Source organism: Neptuniibacter sp. CAU 1671 (genome assembly GCF_029222905.1).
In the GTDB taxonomy this organism is placed as follows: domain Bacteria; phylum Pseudomonadota; class Gammaproteobacteria; order Pseudomonadales; family Balneatricaceae; genus Neptuniibacter.
Genome location: NZ_JARHUE010000006.1, coordinates 76,927 through 94,438, shown reverse-complemented (window position 1 = coordinate 94,438; position 17,512 = coordinate 76,927). Strand labels below are relative to the sequence as shown.

Here is a 17,512-nt window from a genome sequence, read left to right as displayed (position 1 = left end):
GATGAGCGAAAAAGAGCGGCAGCCAGAGACCGAATCCACCAAAGACCCAGCGGATACTTCACCCGATACCACTGCGCCCGAGCCTGAAGCAACCAAGGTGACGGCAGAAGATCTGGAGCTCGCCGCAGAGAGTCTCGAAAAAACAAAGGATGCACCTCCAGTATCACCTGCAGCCGCCAGCACCTCACCTGAGCAGCCACCTGCTAAACCCGCCTCAGGCTGGCCTGGCAAAATAGCGCTGTTGTTGTCCATCGCTGCGCTCGCGCTGGCCGGTTACCTGTTCTGGCTGAATCTGCAGCAGTCGGCGCAACTTGCCGATCAGCAGACCGCCCTGCGACTCTCCATTGATACCGCCGTGACTGAAGCACGCTCTTCCTCATCAGACAGTATCAGCCAACTGCAACAGCAATTGTCCCAGATCCAGCAGCAAGCGCTTGCTGACAAACAGAATATCGATGAACTGCAACAACGGCTGACCCGCAGCATTCAGCAGATCACCGCTCAACAAAACACTGATCGTAATGACTGGTTACTGGCCGAAGTTGAATATCTGCTGCGTTTAGCCAATCAGCGGGTGCTGATGGAGCAAACCGCTACCGGTGCTCTGACGCTGCTGAAATCCGCCGATGAAATTTTGCGCGAAACCGATGACGTTGGCATTTACGAAGTCCGTAAAACCCTCGCTGCCGATATTGCCGCACTGGAAGCCGTGCCCAAACTGGATACTGAGGGCGTCTTCCTGCAACTGGGAGCCCTGAATGCTCAGGTTGACAAGCTACCCCTGCTGCCGGTGACCAAACAACGTGAACTGCCTGAACTGCTGCAACAGGTCACCCCTGAGACTGTGGCCGAATCCTGGCGCAGTGATCTGCAGGCGATCTGGAACAAACTGGTTGAGCAGTTCAACTCGCTGATCGTGATTCAGCACCGTGACGAGCCGGTCGAACCGCTACTTTCCCCACAGCAGAATTATTACCTGCAACAAAACCTGCATCTGATGCTCGAACAGGCGCAGCAGGCTTTGTTACTGCGCAAAGCGGTCTCCTATCAGGCCAGTCTCGATAAATCAGCCCAGTGGATCAGAGATTATTTCGACCCCGATAGCAGTGTGACCCAGAGCCTGCTGCGCAGCCTGGATGAGCTAAAAGCGATCGATGTTGCACCGGTCATGCCGGATATCTCCAGTTCATTGAAAAGCCTGAAGCAGTATCTTAGGCAGATGACTGAACTGAAACAGGAGGCACAGGCACAATGAAAAAACTGTTCCTGCTGCTACTGGTCCTGCTTGCCGTCGGCGCATGGCTGGGCCAAAAAATGGTGGAAGACAGTGGCTATGTGCTGCTGGCTTACAAAAATACCACTATTGAAACCAGTATCTGGGTGATGCTGTTTGTCCTGGTGGTGCTGTTTTTTGCCCTGCATGGCACCCTGAACCTGATCAACCGAGGCCGCAAACGCAGTTGGAAATTCACCGCCTGGCGGGAGCATCGCAACCAGCGCATCAGCCGTCGTAAAACGCTAAAAGGCCTTACCGCATTGGCTCAGGGCAACTGGGCACAGGCGCAGAAACAGCTGGTGCAGGCAGCCGAGCGTTCAGATCTGCCCCTGATCAACTATCTGGCAGCCGCGAAAGCCTCCCACGAACAGAACAATGAAGTAGCCACCGATGAGCTGCTGCAGAAAGCGCGCAGCAGCACCCCGGAAGCGGAAGTGACCGTGGCGATTTCACAGGCCGAGATTCAGCTCGCCCGGGGCCAGCTTGAGCCCAGCCTGGCAACACTGCTACGCCTGCGCAGCCTGGCCCCCAAAAATACCTATGTCATGAAACTGCTGAAGGATGTCTACGTACGCCTCAGCGACTGGTCTGCCCTGTCTGACCTGCTGCCGGTACTACGCAAGAATCAGGCGCTGCCTGAAGAGCAGATCCGCAGTCTGGAACTGCAGTGCTACACCAAACAGCTGGAGTCTGCGGCGGCAAGCTCAGGTATTGACCCTGAAACTCAGCTCAAAACGCTGGGACGGGTCTGGCACAGCATTCCACTGGAGCGGGCCAGAGATATTGAACTGGTCCAGCGCTATACCGAGCTGTTAATCAAACTAGGGGCCGAAGGTCGTGCAGAACAAAACCTGCGGGATCTGATTAAACGCCACTGGGATGAAAAACTGGTGTCACTCTACGGGCGGGTGCAGGGCGAATACCCCCAGAAACAACTGCAGCATGCCGACCAGTGGCAACGGCGACACCCGGACAGCCCGGCCCTGCTGTTGACGCTGGGACGGCTCTGCATGCGCAATCAGAAATGGCAGGAAGCCGTTCAGTATTTTGAACAGAGTCTGGCACTGGAACCATCGAGAGATGCGCTGGCGGAACTGGTGCGTCTGCTGCGTCATCTAGGCGAACAATCCCGCGCGCAGACGTTGCTTGAGCAGCATATGCAGCTGATCGCCAATGACTTGCCGATGCTGCCGATGCCTGAAGAAGCTGATCTCGCCGCTAAGGTTTCTTAACGGCGATCAGCGTTAGCTTTTCGGCGGACGCGGCGCATAGGCAAATACATCAGAGTGCATCTGGCTGGCGCTGAAGCCGCGAGTTTCACAACTGTCGAGCAGTGCGTACACCATTGCTGGTGAACCACTGGCAAAAATCTCCACGCCCTCAAAACTGTCAAAGTCGGCCAGGATTGCGTCGTTAATCAGGCCACAACGCCCCTGCCAGCCCGGACTATGTTCCGGTTGGCTGACCACCGGAATAAAGTGGACATGCGGATGGTCACTGGCCCACTGCTCAGGCAGCCGCTCAAGGTAGAGATCTTCCTCAATCCGTGCTCCCCAGTAGAGATAGATCGGATTGCTGTACTGATTAGCCAGCAGATGCTCAACCACACTCTTAACCTGAGCAAAGCCGGTACTTGCCGCCGCAAAAATGAGCCGGGTTTGAGGATTGATTTTAGTGGCCTGCAGATAACAGGTGCCTTTGGGCAGCTCAATTTGAACGGAAGCATTGTTCTGCAGGCATTCCAGAATCGCACAGGACATATCGCTGTCGGGCATATGCCGGATATGCAACTCCAGATCGCGCCCCTGTTCCGGTGCAGAACCAATTGAAAATGAAGCCTGCCGTCCGTCCGGCAGCAGAATATCCAGGTACTGTCCGGCATAGAACTCGGCTGCCAAACTGCCGGTAGCCGGCAATTGCAGGCGAACCCGGTACACGTCGCTGTTCAGTTTTTCTATGCTGGTTATATCACACCGCAATTTTTTCACGACTAACACTCCGGGAGGTCGAACTCCCTCTATCTTCACCCTAACGTCAGAAAGTGGCCGACTGGTGCAGGCCAAAATGGGCTTTCCGCCCTGATTATCCACCGCTGTTACACAGCAGTGTTTTTTTGGATACCGCTGCTCTATTTCACCCTGCAGCAGTTGAATTTCACATATTTCGCAGACACCGTTACGGCAACTGACCCGCATCCGATAGCCATGACGTTGCAGGGTTTCGTACAGGGTTTCATCAGGCTCAGCGATGATTCGTCCGCCAAGCCCCTCAAGTTCAATTGACCAGGCCACAGCTCAGTCCAGAATACCTAACGTATCCCAAATTTCATCAACCCGCTGCTTCACCTCGGCATCCATTTGGATCGGCTCACCCCATTCCCGGGTTGTTTCGCCCGGCCATTTATTGGTGGCATCCAGACCCATCTTGGACCCCAGACCGGACACCGGCGATGCAAAGTCCAGATAATCGATCGGGGTATTGTCGATCATCACGGTGTCCCGCGAAGGGTCCATACGGGTGGTAATGGCCCAGATCACATCCTGCCAGTCACGCGCATTAATGTCATCATCACAGACAATGACAAACTTGGTGTACATAAACTGCCGCAAAAACGACCAGACACCCAGCATGACCCGCTTGGCATGACCCGGATACTGCTTTTTCATGGTCACCACCGCCATGCGGTAAGAACAGCCCTCCGGCGGCAGATAGAAGTCGACAATTTCCGGGAACTGCTTCTGCAGAATCGGCACAAACACTTCGTTCAGCGCCACCCCGAGTACCGCTGGTTCATCCGGTGGACGTCCGGTATAGGTGCTGTGATAGATCGGGTCCGGCCGATGGGTAATACGTTCTACGGTAAATACCGGAAAACGGTCTACTTCATTGTAATAGCCGGTGTGATCACCAAACGGACCTTCATCCGCCATTTCACCCGGCTCGATATAACCTTCCAGGATAAATTCAGCACTGGCCGGTACCTGCAGGTCACTGCCGATACACTGCACCACTTCGGTCTTGCCGCCCCGAAGCAGACCGGCAAAGGCATACTCGGACAGGGTATCCGGCACCGGTGTCACCGCACCCAGAATAGTCGCCGGATCAGCGCCCAGTGCCACTGCGACAGGGAAGCGCTCACCCGGATGCTGTTGCTGCCATTCACGAAAATCCAGCGCTCCACCACGATGCGCCAACCAGCGCATGATCAGCTTATTGCGACCAATCAACTGTTGACGATAGATACCCAGATTCTGGCGTGACTTGTTTGGCCCCCGGGTAATGACCAGCGGCCAGGTCACCAGCGGCCCCGCATCGCCCGGCCAGCAGGTCTGAATTGGTAACTGATAGAGGTCGACCGCATCACCTTCAATCACCCTGGCCTGACAAGGGGCGGACTTAACCACCTTCGGCCCCATATTCAGCACCTGTTTGAAAACCGGCCACTTATCCCAGGCGTCTTTCATGCCTTTGGGTGGTTCCGGCTCTTTCAGCTGAGAAAGCAGTTTGCCGACATCGCGCAGCGCTTCAACCCGTTCCTCACCCATACCCAGCGCCACACGCTCCGGAGTACCAAAGAGGTTAGCCAGTACCGGGGTGCTAAAACCTTTGGGGTTTTCAAACAACAAGGCAGGCCCACCTGCACGCAGGGTACGGTCACAGATCTCGGTCATCTCAAGATAGGGATCAACCTCGTGCTGAATGCGCTTCAGCTCACCTCGCGCTTCCAGCATCTGCATAAAATCACGCAGATCTTTGTATTTAGGTGTCGACATACGGGTCAGCGTCTAATTCTTGATTCATAAAAAAGGGTAAGCCACAGGCTTACCCTTCATCACCCTGCTCCATTTTACTTACGTTTCATGGAGAGGAAGAATTCATCATTCGTTTTAAAGTCTTTCAGTTTATCGATGACAAACTCAGTGGCTGCAGTGTCTTCCATCGGATCCAGCAATTTACGCAGAATCCACATACGCTGCAGTTCATCTTCAGTGGTCAGCAGGTCTTCACGACGGGTGCCTGAACGACGAATGTTGATTGCCGGGAATACCCGTTTTTCAGCAATCTTACGATCCAGGTGCACCTCAGAGTTACCGGTACCCTTGAACTCTTCAAAGATAACTTCATCCATTTTGGAACCGGTATCCACCAGCGCTGTTGCGATGATGGTCAGACTGCCGCCCTCTTCAATGTTACGCGCGGCACCGAAGAAACGCTTAGGACGTTCCAGTGCATGTGCGTCGACACCACCGGTCAATACCTTGCCGGAAGACGGGATCACCGTGTTGTAAGCACGGGCCAGACGGGTGATGGAGTCCAGCAGAATCACAACGTCTTTTTTGTGTTCAGTCAGACGTTTGGCTTTTTCCAGCACCATCTCAGCTACCTGCACGTGACGTGACGGCGGCTCATCAAAGGTGGACGCCACAACTTCACCACGCACAGTACGCTGCATCTCGGTCACCTCTTCAGGGCGCTCGTCGATCAGCAGCACAATCAGGTAGGTTTCCGGATTGTTACGTGAAATGCTGTTGGCAATGTTCTGCAACATCAGGGTTTTACCGGCTTTTGGCGGTGAAACCAGCAGTGCACGCTGACCTTTACCCATTGGGCACACCAGGTCGATCACGCGGGCCGTCAGGTCTTCGGTACTGCCGTTACCCAACTCCATCCGCAGGCGTTCCTGCGCAAACAACGGGGTCAGGTTTTCGAACAGGATTTTGTTCTTGGCGTTTTCCGGCTGATCGTAGTTGATCTCATTAACTTTCAGCAGCGCGAAGTAGCGCTCACCATCCTTTGGCGGACGGATTTTGCCAGAGATCGTATCACCGGTACGCAGGTTAAAACGTCGGATCTGGCTGGGCGAGACATAAATATCATCAGGGCCTGCCAGATAGGAGGAGTCAGCGGAGCGCAGGAAACCAAATCCATCCTGCAGAATCTCCAGAACACCATCACCGTAAATATCCTCACCACTTTTTGCATGGCGTTTGAGGATCGCGAAAATAACATCCTGCTTGCGGGAACGAGCTAGGTTATCCATGCCCATACCCTGTGCTATATCAAGCAGTTCGGGAACACTTTTTGTTTTTAATTCTGTCAGATTCATAATGGAAGGGAACAAGCACTAGGCTGAAATTAATCAATAGCTAATTGGCTGGAAAAGGGAGAGTTCGGACGAGTAGCTGGCAGGGCCATGTAAATTGGAGAGAGTTGGCGACCAACTAAACAGCTCCACTATAAAAGGTTGCCGGGAGGCTGTCTATAGCCGGAAAGAAGGAATGGGTAATGTTTTTATCCATTACCCATCCGGAACCGGTTACAGGTTCGCTTCAATGAAGGCAGACAACTGTGATTTTGACAGTGCGCCTACTTTGGTCGCTTCAACGTTACCGCCTTTGAACAACATCAGGGTAGGAATACCGCGAATACCAAACTTTGGCGGTGTTTCGCTGTTTTCGTCGATGTTCAACTTACAAATTTTCAGCTGACCGGCATATTCTTTTGCGACTTCTTCCAATACCGGAGCGATCATTTTGCAGGGACCACACCACTCAGCCCAGTAATCAACCAATACCGGACCTTCTGCTTTAATCACTTCATCTTCAAAAGAAGCATCAGTGACATTGACAATGTTTTCGCTCATGGGGACTGTTCTCCATTGCACCCAGAATTGATACAGACAAGGATCATACCATCCAAGGCCATGATTTTGTAACACCCCAAATGGATAATCCAACCTCTTTAGCCGGTTTAATAGGCGCACTGACCTGAATTTTTGCCTGCACCACCGGCAGGCATCTGTTAGTCTTACAGCCACACGCCCCATCGCCCCGCAGGGCCAGTTCGGTCAGCAGCCTGAGGTACTTCACCGAATGACAGAGAACACCCCCGCCAGCCCGATTGAAGAGTCACAACTGCTGGCAGCTATAGATCTGGGTTCCAACAGCTTTCACATGGTAGTAGCCCAGCACACGCAGGGCGAAATTCGCCCGCTCGATATCCTCTCAGAAAAAGTACAGTTAGCCGCTGGCATAGACAGCAACGGCATGCTGATGGATGACGCCTGGCAGAGAGGCCTGGAGTGCCTGAGCCGGTTTGCTCAACGCATCAGCGAACTGCCCCGAGAGAATATCCGTGCAGTTGGCACCAATGCCCTGCGCGAGGCACAAAACAGTCAGGCGTTTATTGAAGCCGCAGAAAAAGTGATTGGCGCCCCACTGGAGATCATCGCCGGACGCGAAGAAGCACGCCTGATCTACCTTGGCGTAGCCCACACCCTCTCGGATGATCACGGGCCAAGACTGGTGGTCGACATCGGCGGCGGCAGCACCGAATTTATTATTGGCGAGCGCTTTGAGCCCCATCTGACCGAGAGTCTGCACATAGGCTGCGTCTCCTACAGCCAGTATTTTTTCCCGGACGGAAAGATCACCACAGAAGGGTTCAAACGAGCTTATACCACCGCCTGCCGCGAACTGCTGGCCATTCGCGCCGAATACCAAAAACACGGCTGGACCAGTTCTGTTGGCGCCTCAGGCACCATTAAGGCAATCCGCAATGTCTGCAGTCAACTGGGCTGGTGTGAAGACACACTGACCTTACAGGCCCTGAATTCCCTTAAAGAGCGCATTCTCAAGGTGAATCATTTTGAGAAGCTGGACCTGCCCGGCCTGAAAGCTGAACGACTGCACCTGCTACCTGCTGGCTGTGCCATTCTCTGTGCGATTTTCGATACGCTGAATGTCGAGCGCATGGAGTTTTCCGACGGCGCCCTGCGTGAAGGGGTGCTCTATGACATGGTTGGCCGACTGCAACATGAAGATGTACGTGACCGCACCATTAACGCTCTGATGCAACGTTATCATGTAGATACCGAACAGGCAGAACGCGTCGAGAACACCGCGCTAATCGCCTGGGCTCAGGTCAAACAAGCCTGGAACCTGAATACCGAGCATTACGATATGCTGAGCTGGGCAGCCCGTACCCATGAGATCGGCCTGACCATCGCGCACAGCCAATATCACAAACACAGCGCCTACCTGCTGAACAATTCCGACCTTCCCGGCTTTACCAATCAAAGCCAGCTCCAGCTTGCCACGCTGGTACGCGGCCATCGGCGCAAATTCCCCAAGGATGAGTTCAAAGCCCTGCCAGAACGCCTGCAGGAACCCTTTACCCGCTTATGCGTATTATTGCGCCTGTCTGTGGTTCTGAACCGTAGCCGAAGCAAGGATCGTCTGCCCGGAATTGAATATGTCGCCGACGGCAAAAAACTGACCCTCTGCTTTCCCGAAGGCTGGCTGGAACACCATCCGCTGACCCATGCCGAACTGGAACAGGAAGCCGAATATCTCTGTGCTGCTAACTTCAAATTTAAATGCCAGTGACGCCAACAGCTCACTCTAAAAAGCCAGCATTCCATCTGGCCTATATTTCGCTATGATTTAGATTAGCCCTAAAGGCTTGAGGCTCTGCTATAACTAAAAAAAGACTTGTGAACTTAATGGTTATAAAGGAACAAGGTCCCTGATTTGTGACTTTAAGTTTGCCTACCTCTCACTCACAGAGTTCACACTATGGCCACGTCCCTTTCTATAGCTGCAATTCTGATGCTGTTAATTACTGCAGGAGTGGCATTTCGATTCAAACAGGCTGCGGTAAGCAGGAACGCCAGCATCTTCATCGCCTCCGGTCTGGTGTTGATGGCGGTCTATCAGGGACTCTCTCTGTATCTAAGCCAATCTCACTCTTTACCGTCGGCACTGTTGTTCCTGGCCATCAGCATCCTGCTGTTCTCCGGCGGCCTGCTGATTCGTCGCAATTTCAACCAACTCGATTCAATCAACCGAAACCTGTTTTATAAAAAAATGTCGCTGGACAAAAGCAGCGAAGCCATTATGTGGATAGATTCACAGGGGAAGCTGCTGGACACAAACGCCAAGTCCTGTGAGATGCTCGGTCACAGCAGGAAAGAGCTTCTCAACTTTGATATTTCCGACATCCAGAATGCACTACCCATCGGAGAGTGGACCACCTTTTGGCAGAACCTGAAGGGCACCGGCAGTGTCAGGGTCACCACTGAACTCAAAACCCGGGATCAGACATCCATCCCGGTTGAAATCTCCTTGAACTTCTTATCCTTTGACGGCCAGGAAAGCGCCTGTGCTTTTATCCGTGACATCAGCGAGAGCAAACAGGCGAAAGAGGAACTTAAATCTGCAAACACCAAGCTGAACACCATTCTGGAATCTGAACCCGAATGCGTGAAAACCGTGTCCCGCGACGGTCTCCTGTTAAGCATGAACCCGGCGGGGCTGGGGCTGATCGAGGCGCCCTCTTTTGCAGAAGTGGACGGCGCACTGGTGTACGACCTGATCGCCCCTGAGCACCGGGATAAGTTTATCGAGCTGAATGAAAAGGTGTTCGACGGTCAATCCATCATCATGGAATACGAAATTATCGGTCTGCAGGGTGGCCGGAAATGGGTGGAAACACATGCCACGCCTCTCCGGGACAAATCGGGTGACATCACTGCCCACCTGGCGGTCACCCGTGATATTACCGAACGCAAAATGACCGACGAGAAACTGAAAAAACTGTCCCGCGCGGTTGAGTCAACCTCAACAACCGTGATCATCACTGACCACAACGGCATCATTGAATATGTAAACCCAAGGTTTACCGAAATTAACGGCTACAGCAGTGAAGAAGCAATCGGCCATAACGTCAGTATCTTACGTTCAGAATCGACGCCCTTAGAGACCTATCAGGAGATGTGGCAAACCATCGCTTCGGGAGAGGTATGGCAAGGCACAGTGCAGAATCGTAAAAAAAATGGCGACACCTACTGGAGCCGGGTTTCTATATCCAGCATCGACAACAGTCAGGGGGAGATCACGCATTATATCTCCACCCAGGAAGACATCACCAAAGAACACCTGCTATCCAACAAGCTGAATCATCAGGCCAGCCATGACGCCCTGACAGGCATCCTCAACCGCAGTGAGTTTGAACAGCGGGCAAACAGACTGTTGACCAAGGTCAGAACGGATAAAAGCACGCATGCTCTGTGTTTTATGGATCTGGACCAGTTCAAGGTAGTAAATGATACCTGTGGGCATATCGCCGGTGACGAACTGCTGCGCCAGGTAGCCATGGTCTTGCGGGAGAGGGTGCGACAAAGAGATACGCTGGCCCGGCTGGGAGGAGACGAATTTGCCATTCTGATGGAACACTGCTCCCTCGAGCAGGCCCAGAACATCACCACCTTGCTGCAAAATGCGATTCAGGATTACCCGTTCAGCTGGGAAGACAATATTTTTAAAATCGGGGTGAGTATAGGACTGGTCGCGATTAATGAAACAACGCCAAATCTGACAGAGCTGCTGCGACAAGCAGATGCTGCTTGTTATGCCGCTAAAGATCTGGGCCGCAACCGTATTCACGTATATGAAGTAGACGATATCACGCTGGCCGAACGTGAAGGTGAAATCCGCTGGGTTTCCCGGATACATAAGGCACTGGAGGAAGATCGGTTTTGCCTGTTTGCCCAAACCATCATGCCACTAACCCAGTCGGAAGATGTGCATTACGAACTGCTGGTCAGAATGAAGGACGCAAACGGGGAACTGATTGCCCCCGGGCTGTTTTTACCCGCGGCTGAACGTTATGACCTGGCCGAAAACATTGATCACTGGGTTATTTCAAATGCCTTCAAAACCATTGCCGAAAATCGTTCCTGCACGGCTCATGTCCAGTTCTTCTCCATCAATATTTCAGGCCAGTCGGTCGCCAATCCGGGCTTTCTGGATTTTATTATTGCTCAACTCAGTGAGCACGATATCGATGGCAATAAGATCTGCTTTGAAATCACCGAAACAGCAGCCATCTCCAGATTAAGCATGGCGGTATCATTCATCAAAACCCTGAAGCAGTTTGGCTGCCAGTTTGCGCTGGATGACTTTGGCAGCGGTCTATCCTCATTTGGCTATCTAAAGAATCTACCGGTCGACTATCTGAAAATAGATGGCATGTTTGTTAAGGATATCGCTGAAGACCCTGTCTATCATGCGATGATTAAATCCATCAATGAGATAGGCCAGATCATGGGCATGCAGACCATTGCCGAATATGTCGAAAACACTCAGATCATGCAGATGTTGCAGCACATCGGGGTCAACTATGCACAGGGTTATGGTATCGGCAAGCCTCAGCCGTTTACAGACGTCCTGTTATTACTGCATCAGAATGAGGAACTATTTAACAATCAGGGTTTCAGTCCCAGCCAAAGAATCACTGCGGAAACTCCCTGAGCCTCCCCTGCCTTCGACGAACAGCCAAAAAAAAGCCCCGCATTCGCGAGGCTTTTTTACTTGTACTGTTTTAAAGCTGAGGACCTGCAGCCACGATCTCTTCAGACACGCCTTCAAACTTCTTGAAGTTATTAACGAACTGACTGATCAGATTCTGTGCAGCATCATCATACGCTGCCTGGTCAGCCCAGGTTTCGCGCGGGTTCAGCAGCTTGGAATCAACACCCGGCACATGCACTGGGATTTCGATATTCAGGCCAGCCAGCTTGGTGGTCTCAACATCTTTCAGTGCGCCATTCTGAACTGCACTGATGATGCTACGGGTAGTCGGGATGCTGAAACGCTCACCCACACCGTAAGAACCACCGGTCCAACCGGTGTTAACCAGGAATACTTTGGAGCCGAACTCTTCGATACGCTTCATCAGCAGGTCAGCGTATACGTGCGCTGGACGCGGGAAGAATGGCGCGCCGAAACAGGTAGAGAAGGTGGATTTAATACCACCGCCGGAACCCATTTCAGTCGAACCTACCAGCGCGGTGTAACCAGACAGGAAGTGGTACGCAGCCGCTTCTTTCGTCAGGATAGACACCGGAGGCAAAACACCGGTCAGGTCACAGGTCAGGAATACAATTGAATTCGGCTCGTCACCCATGTTGGTCGCAGAACGTTTGTCTACGTGTTCCAGCGGGTATGCACAACGGCCGTTTTCAGTCAGGGATACGTCGTTGTAATCAGCGTGACGTTTCTCATCCAGTACCACGTTTTCAACGATGGCACCAAAACGGATAGCATCCCAGATGATCGGTTCGTTTTTCTTGCTCAGATTGATGGTCTTGGCGTAACAGCCACCTTCAATATTGAAGACAACGCCTTTGCCCCAACCGTGCTCGTCGTCACCGATCAGATAACGCTCAGGATCAGCAGACAGGGTAGTCTTACCGGTACCGGACAGACCGAAGAACAGGGTGGTAGAGCCATCTTCACCGATGTTTGCAGAGCAGTGCATCGGCAGAACGTCTTTTTCAGGCAGCAGGAAGTTCTGTACAGAGAACATCGCCTTTTTCATTTCGCCGGCATAACGCATACCCGCCAGCAAGACTTTGCGCTTCACAAAGTTAATGATCACAGCGCCATCGCTGTTGGTGCCATCACGCTCAGGATCACACTCGAAACCGGCAACGTTCAGAATCTGCCACTCTTCTTTGCCTTTCGGGTTGTACTCGTGTGGACGAATAAACAGGTTCAGACCAAACAGATTCTGCCAGGCAGTCTGAGTCGTCATTTTAACCGGCAGGTAATGATTGTGATCAGAGCCAACGTGGACATTAGAAACAAAGTGCTCTTTGTCGGCCAGATACTCTTCAACCCGTGACCAAAGCGCATCAAATTTTTCTGCGTCAAACGGACGGTTGATGTTGCCCCAGTCAATCGCATCAGCGGTGCTTGGTTCTTCAACGATAAACCGATCCATCGGTGAACGACCGGTACGCTTACCGGTGGTTACCACCAGCGCACCCGTGTCGGCCAGTGTACCCTCGCCGTTTTGAATCGCTTTCTCAACAAGCTGTGCGGGTGTCAGGTTAATCTGGGCAAAAGTTTCGCAATCTTTGGTCATTACTGGTTTCCCTTGGCTTAGGCGCCAATAACGTTACCTATTAACTTGTGGTCTAGGTGCCGGAATTTAAGGAGGCGTATTATGCACAAAAAAAGCACAAAGTACCATCCAATAATCGCTGGTCCGCCCGGCAAGCGGGCAGGCCAGATAAATCAGTGTAACTGGCCCGATGAGTCCGTCGTTCCATCCGGCGAAAACAGGGCTTCAATATCTGTTGCATCAAAACGGTAATGAGCGTTGCAGAACTGACAATCTACCGCAATTTCACCCTGCTCTGCCAATAGCTGATGCAGCTCATCCGGGTCCAGCATTTTCAGTGATGCTGCACTGCGTTCGCGTGAACAGGTGCAGCGGAAACGCAGCGCCTCCGGTTCATACAGGCGACAGGCCTCCTGATGAAATAACCGGTATAGCAGCGTTTCATTATCCAACTGCAGCAACTCTTCAGATTTCAGTGTCGCTCCCAACTGGCTGATATGTGACCAGTCTTCAGCGCCGGTGCCCGCGGCAGGCAAAACCTGCAGCATAAAGCCAGCAGCACGCTCTCCATCACAGGCCAGATGCACCTGCGTCGGCAACTGTTCCGACGCGGCAAAATACGCTTCCAGACAGCCTGAGAGAGTGTCCGCTTCCAGCGGCACAACACCCTGATAGCGGTTACCCTTTTCCGGCTCCAGCGTCAGGATCAACTGGCCTTCCTGCAGCAGATCAGAAAAGGCGCTGTCATCGGCCGGCGCGTCATCGAAACGGGCAATCGCTCTGAGGTTGTTCTGATGGGTACATTCCGCCAGCAGAAGTCGAATCTGGCCGGCACCCTGCGCCTGCAGAATAAGGCGGCCATCAAACTTCAGACTGGAGCTCAACAGGCTTACAGCGGCGAGCATTTCACCCAAAATCTGACGAATGCGTGGCGGGTAGTTATGGTTGCTGAAGTTATCCGTGCAGGTTTGCTGAAGACCGGCGACAACACCGCGAACATCAAGGTTATCAAACAGGATACGTTGAATCTGATCTGGGTTACTCATACCGGAACTGGATTACCAAATTAAAGCGGTCATTTTATCACAAGGATTTCCGCTGTCGGAGAGGTAAAACTCAACCAACCTGATCCTTGAAAGAGACAATCTGTCGACGCTCTTTTTTATTCGGTCGATGGCGTGGATTCAGGCTGCAGCCATTCACCTTACGCTCAGCGGCATGCTGTTCACGCAACTTAAGGCTCTTATCGGTTTCCTGATAAAGTTTTTGCGCCTCCGGTGCGCCGCGACGTTGATCAGACAGCGCTTTCACCACCACCGTCTTCTCTTCAAACCCCTGCCTGACCTGAATTTCCGCGCCAATCTCGACATGTCGGCTGCACTTGGTGCGCTGACCGTTGTAGTGGACTTTGCCACCTTCGATCATCTGCTTAGCAATCGCGCGTGTCTTGTAGAAACGTGCGGCCCAAAGCCATTTATCCAGTCGGATTTTATCGTCGTGTTCGGTCATTCAGCGTGTTTTATCCGGAAAAATCTCATTAAAGTGATGGATCGCAGCAAACTCATCAATCTGACGGTGCGGCTTCTCACTGTCCGGTTGATAAATGGATAACAGATAACGGATGCCGTACTGCCTTGCGCTTTGCAGAACCGGCAGACTGTCGTCCACCAATAATGTATGGGCGGCGTCAAAGGGTTCAACCTCAAGCAGCTGATCCCAGAAGCGGGGGTCCTCTTTGGGAAGGCCCAGATCATGTGAACAGATCACCTTATCCACCAGTTGATCCAGCCCGGTATGTTTGATCTTCAGCATCAGACTGTCCTGATGCGCATTGGTCACAATAACGCTGCGGATCTTCTGCTGTTTAAGCTCTGCAAGAAAGTCCTGCACATGGGGCCGAAAAGCGATGCGGTCAGCCACTTCGAGTTTTAACGCGTTAATTGGCACATTGAGCTCTCGGGTCCAGTAATCGATACAGTACCAATGCAGATGCCCCTGCTCCTGCACAATCCGCTCATGCAGCCAGTTACGCGCCTCATCCGGGTCCAGTTGATGAATTTCCGCATAACGCAGCGGCAGATGTTCTAACCAGAAGTGGCTGTCGAAGTGCAGGTCGAGCAACGTCCCGTCCATATCCAGCAGGACAGTCTCTATCTCTTGCCAGTCAACCATGACGTTGTTTTTTGTAAGTTTGCATAAATTCAGTATACCCTCGCCCGGCGCTATGAAAAGAAAAATACCCTTGTCTGCGCCACAAAAATCGCCCCGGGAAACTATGCTTATGCACACAGGTCCTAGGTTTGTCCCTGTGCGTTTTCGATAGCGGAGCCATGCGGATGTTGTGCGAGGTGCCCCATGCTTGACCATGCCGGATTAATTGAACCATTGCTTGCAATCTGCCATCAGGCAGCCAATGCCATTCTCGATGTGTATCGCTCGCCTGACTTCAAAATTCAGACAAAATCAGACCACTCGCCTGTCACGGCGGCAGACCTCAGAGCCCATGAAATCATCCACGAAGGTTTATTGAAACTGACGCCCGAGTTGCCTCAGCTGAGTGAAGAAGCCGCTGACATCTCTTTGGATACACGTCAGCAGTGGCCGCTGTTCTGGTGTATTGATCCACTGGATGGCACCAAGGAATTTATTCACCGTAACGGTGAATTCACCATCAACATTGCCCTGATTGAAAACCATGAACCGGTACTGGGTATGATCTATATCCCGCTCAGCGGAACCGCTTACTGGGGCAGTCGTCAGCTAGGGGCCTTCAAGCGTGAACCCGGCAAAGAAGCAACCCATATCCGCAGTCGTATCCTGAGTGAGACCCTGATTGTGGCGGAAAGCCGACGCCATGGGCAGCAGGCTAATGCCGCCCTGTTGAAACAGGTCCAGAATCAGTTCAGACATATCGATTCATTGCACGCCGGCAGTGCTCTTAAATTTTGCCTGCTGGCGGAGGGGTACGCAGATTTTTATCCACGCCTGTTTCCGACCAGCGAATGGGATACAGCCGCAGGGCAGGCATTGTTGGAAGCCGCCGGCGGACGGTTAGTCAACGCAGAGACGCTGCAACCATTGCGGTATAACGAGAGGGAGTCATTGGTGAATCCGGCCTTTTTTGCAGCAGCCGACCCCTTGTTTCCGGTCGAACTGCTGCAACAACCCGGTCACTCTTCCGCCGCGCAGCTCTGAAAGCCCAGGGAAATCACTTCATTTACCTTGGCTTTAAAGGCAGGTTCTTTAACCTGATCCGCCATGATCAGCTTCACATCATTGTCACTGAAGTGTTTATGCACATAACGGGAGAGACAGTCACAACGTGCTTCAGTGGAACCCTCAATCTGCATACAGCCCTGTTTGAAGGGCGTGAAGGTACTGGAGGTCAGAAACTGTGTTTTGATCACCAGTACCCCCAGGGCAACGATGGCAATCCAGATAAATACTTTATACATATCAATTTTCTCTTTGACAGTTTCCTATTCAGACCCGGCATTCTATGGGTTATTGATGCCTGGATGCAGCAAACTTTAGTCTCAACCTGTTTTTGCGACGCAAAACACACACTTTTTGTGGCATGAAAAGCCCCAGACAGGGTGCTATTATTTCTGCACCTACAAGAAGTCCGGTAACTGCTCTTGAATGTCATGGAACCGGGCCCCATAACGGTATTTGATAATCCGATCTTTCCGTATTCGACTTATTCTAAGGTGAGACTATGAGCTTTGAACTGCCACCGCTGCCCTATGCCAAGGACGCACTGGAACCACACATCTCTTCTGAAACACTGGATTACCACCACGGCAAACACCACAACACATACGTTGTTAAGCTGAACGGTCTGGTGCCTGGCACCGAATATGAAGGTAAATCTCTGGAAGAGATCATCACTTCCGCGCCTGCGGGCGGTGTTTTCAACAACGCTGCTCAGATCTGGAACCACACCTTCTACTGGAACTGCCTGTCACCAAACGGTGGTGGTGAGCCAACTGGCGCCGTAGCTGATGCCATCAACGCCAAGTGGGGTTCTTTTGCCGCGTTCCAGGAAGAGTTCAACGACAAAGCCGTGAACAACTTCGGCTCTAGCTGGACCTGGTTGGTTAAAAACGCTGACGGTTCTCTGGAAATCGTTAACACCAGCAATGCTGGCACCCCAATGACTGCTGGCCAGACTGCGCTGCTGACCTGTGACCTGTGGGAACACGCTTACTACATCGATTACCGTAACGTGCGTCCTGACTATCTGAAAGCCTTCTGGGCACTGGTAAACTGGGACTTCGCTAACGCTAACCTGGCGTAATCGAATCTGTATCAGAAAAGCCGCTA

General features: G+C 52.3%; 15 protein-coding genes. 6 read left to right on the top strand and 9 right to left on the bottom strand.

Annotated features, from left to right (window positions below; all coding sequences use genetic code 11):
• Window position 1: 1 nt before the first annotated feature.
• Window positions 2–1,255, top strand: coding sequence for a uroporphyrinogen-III C-methyltransferase (locus P2G53_RS11340; RefSeq protein WP_275817294.1), 1,254 nt, complete (start codon window positions 2–4; stop codon window positions 1,253–1,255).
• Window positions 1,252–2,508 (top strand): heme biosynthesis HemY N-terminal domain-containing protein, encoded by a 1,257-nt coding sequence (locus P2G53_RS11335; protein ID WP_275817292.1) that lies wholly within the window; start codon window positions 1,252–1,254, stop codon window positions 2,506–2,508. The genes P2G53_RS11340 and P2G53_RS11335 overlap by 4 nt, the downstream gene beginning before the upstream one ends.
• 12 nt (window positions 2,509–2,520) lie before the next feature.
• Here the strand turns inward: P2G53_RS11335 and P2G53_RS11330 are convergent, their stop codons facing one another.
• The 4 genes from P2G53_RS11330 to trxA form a co-directional block, all read right to left on the bottom strand.
• On the bottom strand, window positions 2,521–3,567 hold the full coding sequence (locus tag P2G53_RS11330; protein ID WP_275817290.1) for a 2Fe-2S iron-sulfur cluster-binding protein: 1,047 nt from the start codon (window positions 3,565–3,567) through the stop codon (window positions 2,521–2,523).
• 3 nt (window positions 3,568–3,570) lie between these two features.
• Window positions 3,571–5,049 carry a 4-hydroxy-3-polyprenylbenzoate decarboxylase gene (gene ubiD / locus P2G53_RS11325; protein ID WP_275817288.1) on the bottom strand — a complete coding sequence of 493 codons (1,479 nt, stop codon included), beginning with the start codon at window positions 5,047–5,049 and terminating at the stop codon, window positions 3,571–3,573.
• A 74-nt stretch (window positions 5,050–5,123) separates the two neighbouring features.
• A complete protein-coding gene (gene rho, locus P2G53_RS11320) occupies window positions 5,124–6,383 on the bottom strand; it encodes a transcription termination factor Rho (protein ID WP_275817286.1) in 1,260 nt (419 codons plus the stop codon).
• Window positions 6,384–6,593: 210 nt separating this feature from the next.
• Window positions 6,594–6,920 carry a thioredoxin TrxA gene (trxA, locus tag P2G53_RS11315; RefSeq protein ID WP_275817284.1) on the bottom strand — a complete coding sequence of 109 codons (327 nt, stop codon included), beginning with the start codon at window positions 6,918–6,920 and terminating at the stop codon, window positions 6,594–6,596.
• 229 nt (window positions 6,921–7,149) lie between these two features.
• Between trxA and ppx the strand changes: the two genes are divergently transcribed.
• On the top strand, window positions 7,150–8,664 hold the full coding sequence (gene ppx, locus P2G53_RS11310; RefSeq protein WP_275817282.1) for an exopolyphosphatase: 1,515 nt from the start codon (window positions 7,150–7,152) through the stop codon (window positions 8,662–8,664).
• A 189-nt stretch (window positions 8,665–8,853) separates the two neighbouring features.
• Entirely contained in the window at window positions 8,854–11,589 is a 2,736-nt protein-coding gene (locus P2G53_RS11305; protein WP_275817280.1) for an EAL domain-containing protein, read from the top strand.
• A 70-nt stretch (window positions 11,590–11,659) separates the two neighbouring features.
• Here P2G53_RS11305 and P2G53_RS11300 read toward each other — a convergent pair whose 3' ends face one another.
• The 4 genes from P2G53_RS11300 to yrfG form a co-directional block, all read right to left on the bottom strand.
• Window positions 11,660–13,207 carry a phosphoenolpyruvate carboxykinase gene (locus P2G53_RS11300; protein WP_275817278.1) on the bottom strand — a complete coding sequence of 516 codons (1,548 nt, stop codon included), beginning with the start codon at window positions 13,205–13,207 and terminating at the stop codon, window positions 11,660–11,662.
• A gap of 152 nt (window positions 13,208–13,359) precedes the next feature.
• A complete protein-coding gene (hslO, locus tag P2G53_RS11295; protein ID WP_275817276.1) occupies window positions 13,360–14,232 on the bottom strand; it encodes an Hsp33 family molecular chaperone HslO in 873 nt (290 codons plus the stop codon).
• Window positions 14,233–14,302: 70 nt separating this feature from the next.
• Window positions 14,303–14,695, bottom strand: a complete 393-nt coding sequence (gene hslR / locus P2G53_RS11290) for a ribosome-associated heat shock protein Hsp15 (RefSeq protein WP_275817274.1) — start codon at window positions 14,693–14,695, stop codon at window positions 14,303–14,305.
• Entirely contained in the window at window positions 14,696–15,358 is a 663-nt protein-coding gene (gene yrfG / locus P2G53_RS11285) for a GMP/IMP nucleotidase (RefSeq protein WP_275817272.1), read from the bottom strand.
• 183 nt (window positions 15,359–15,541) lie between these two features.
• Here yrfG and cysQ point away from each other — a divergent pair, with 183 nt between their 5' ends.
• Window positions 15,542–16,381 carry a 3'(2'),5'-bisphosphate nucleotidase CysQ gene (cysQ, locus tag P2G53_RS11280; protein ID WP_275817270.1) on the top strand — a complete coding sequence of 280 codons (840 nt, stop codon included), beginning with the start codon at window positions 15,542–15,544 and terminating at the stop codon, window positions 16,379–16,381.
• Here the strand turns inward: cysQ and P2G53_RS11275 are convergent.
• Window positions 16,357–16,641, bottom strand: a complete 285-nt coding sequence (locus P2G53_RS11275) for a hypothetical protein (protein WP_275817268.1) — start codon at window positions 16,639–16,641, stop codon at window positions 16,357–16,359. The two genes, cysQ and P2G53_RS11275, sit on opposite strands and share 25 nt — an antisense overlap.
• A 263-nt stretch (window positions 16,642–16,904) precedes the next feature.
• On the opposite strand from P2G53_RS11275, the gene P2G53_RS11270 reads away from it, so the two are divergent.
• On the top strand, window positions 16,905–17,486 hold the full coding sequence (locus P2G53_RS11270; protein ID WP_275817266.1) for a Fe-Mn family superoxide dismutase: 582 nt from the start codon (window positions 16,905–16,907) through the stop codon (window positions 17,484–17,486).
• Window positions 17,487–17,512 lie beyond the last annotated feature (26 nt).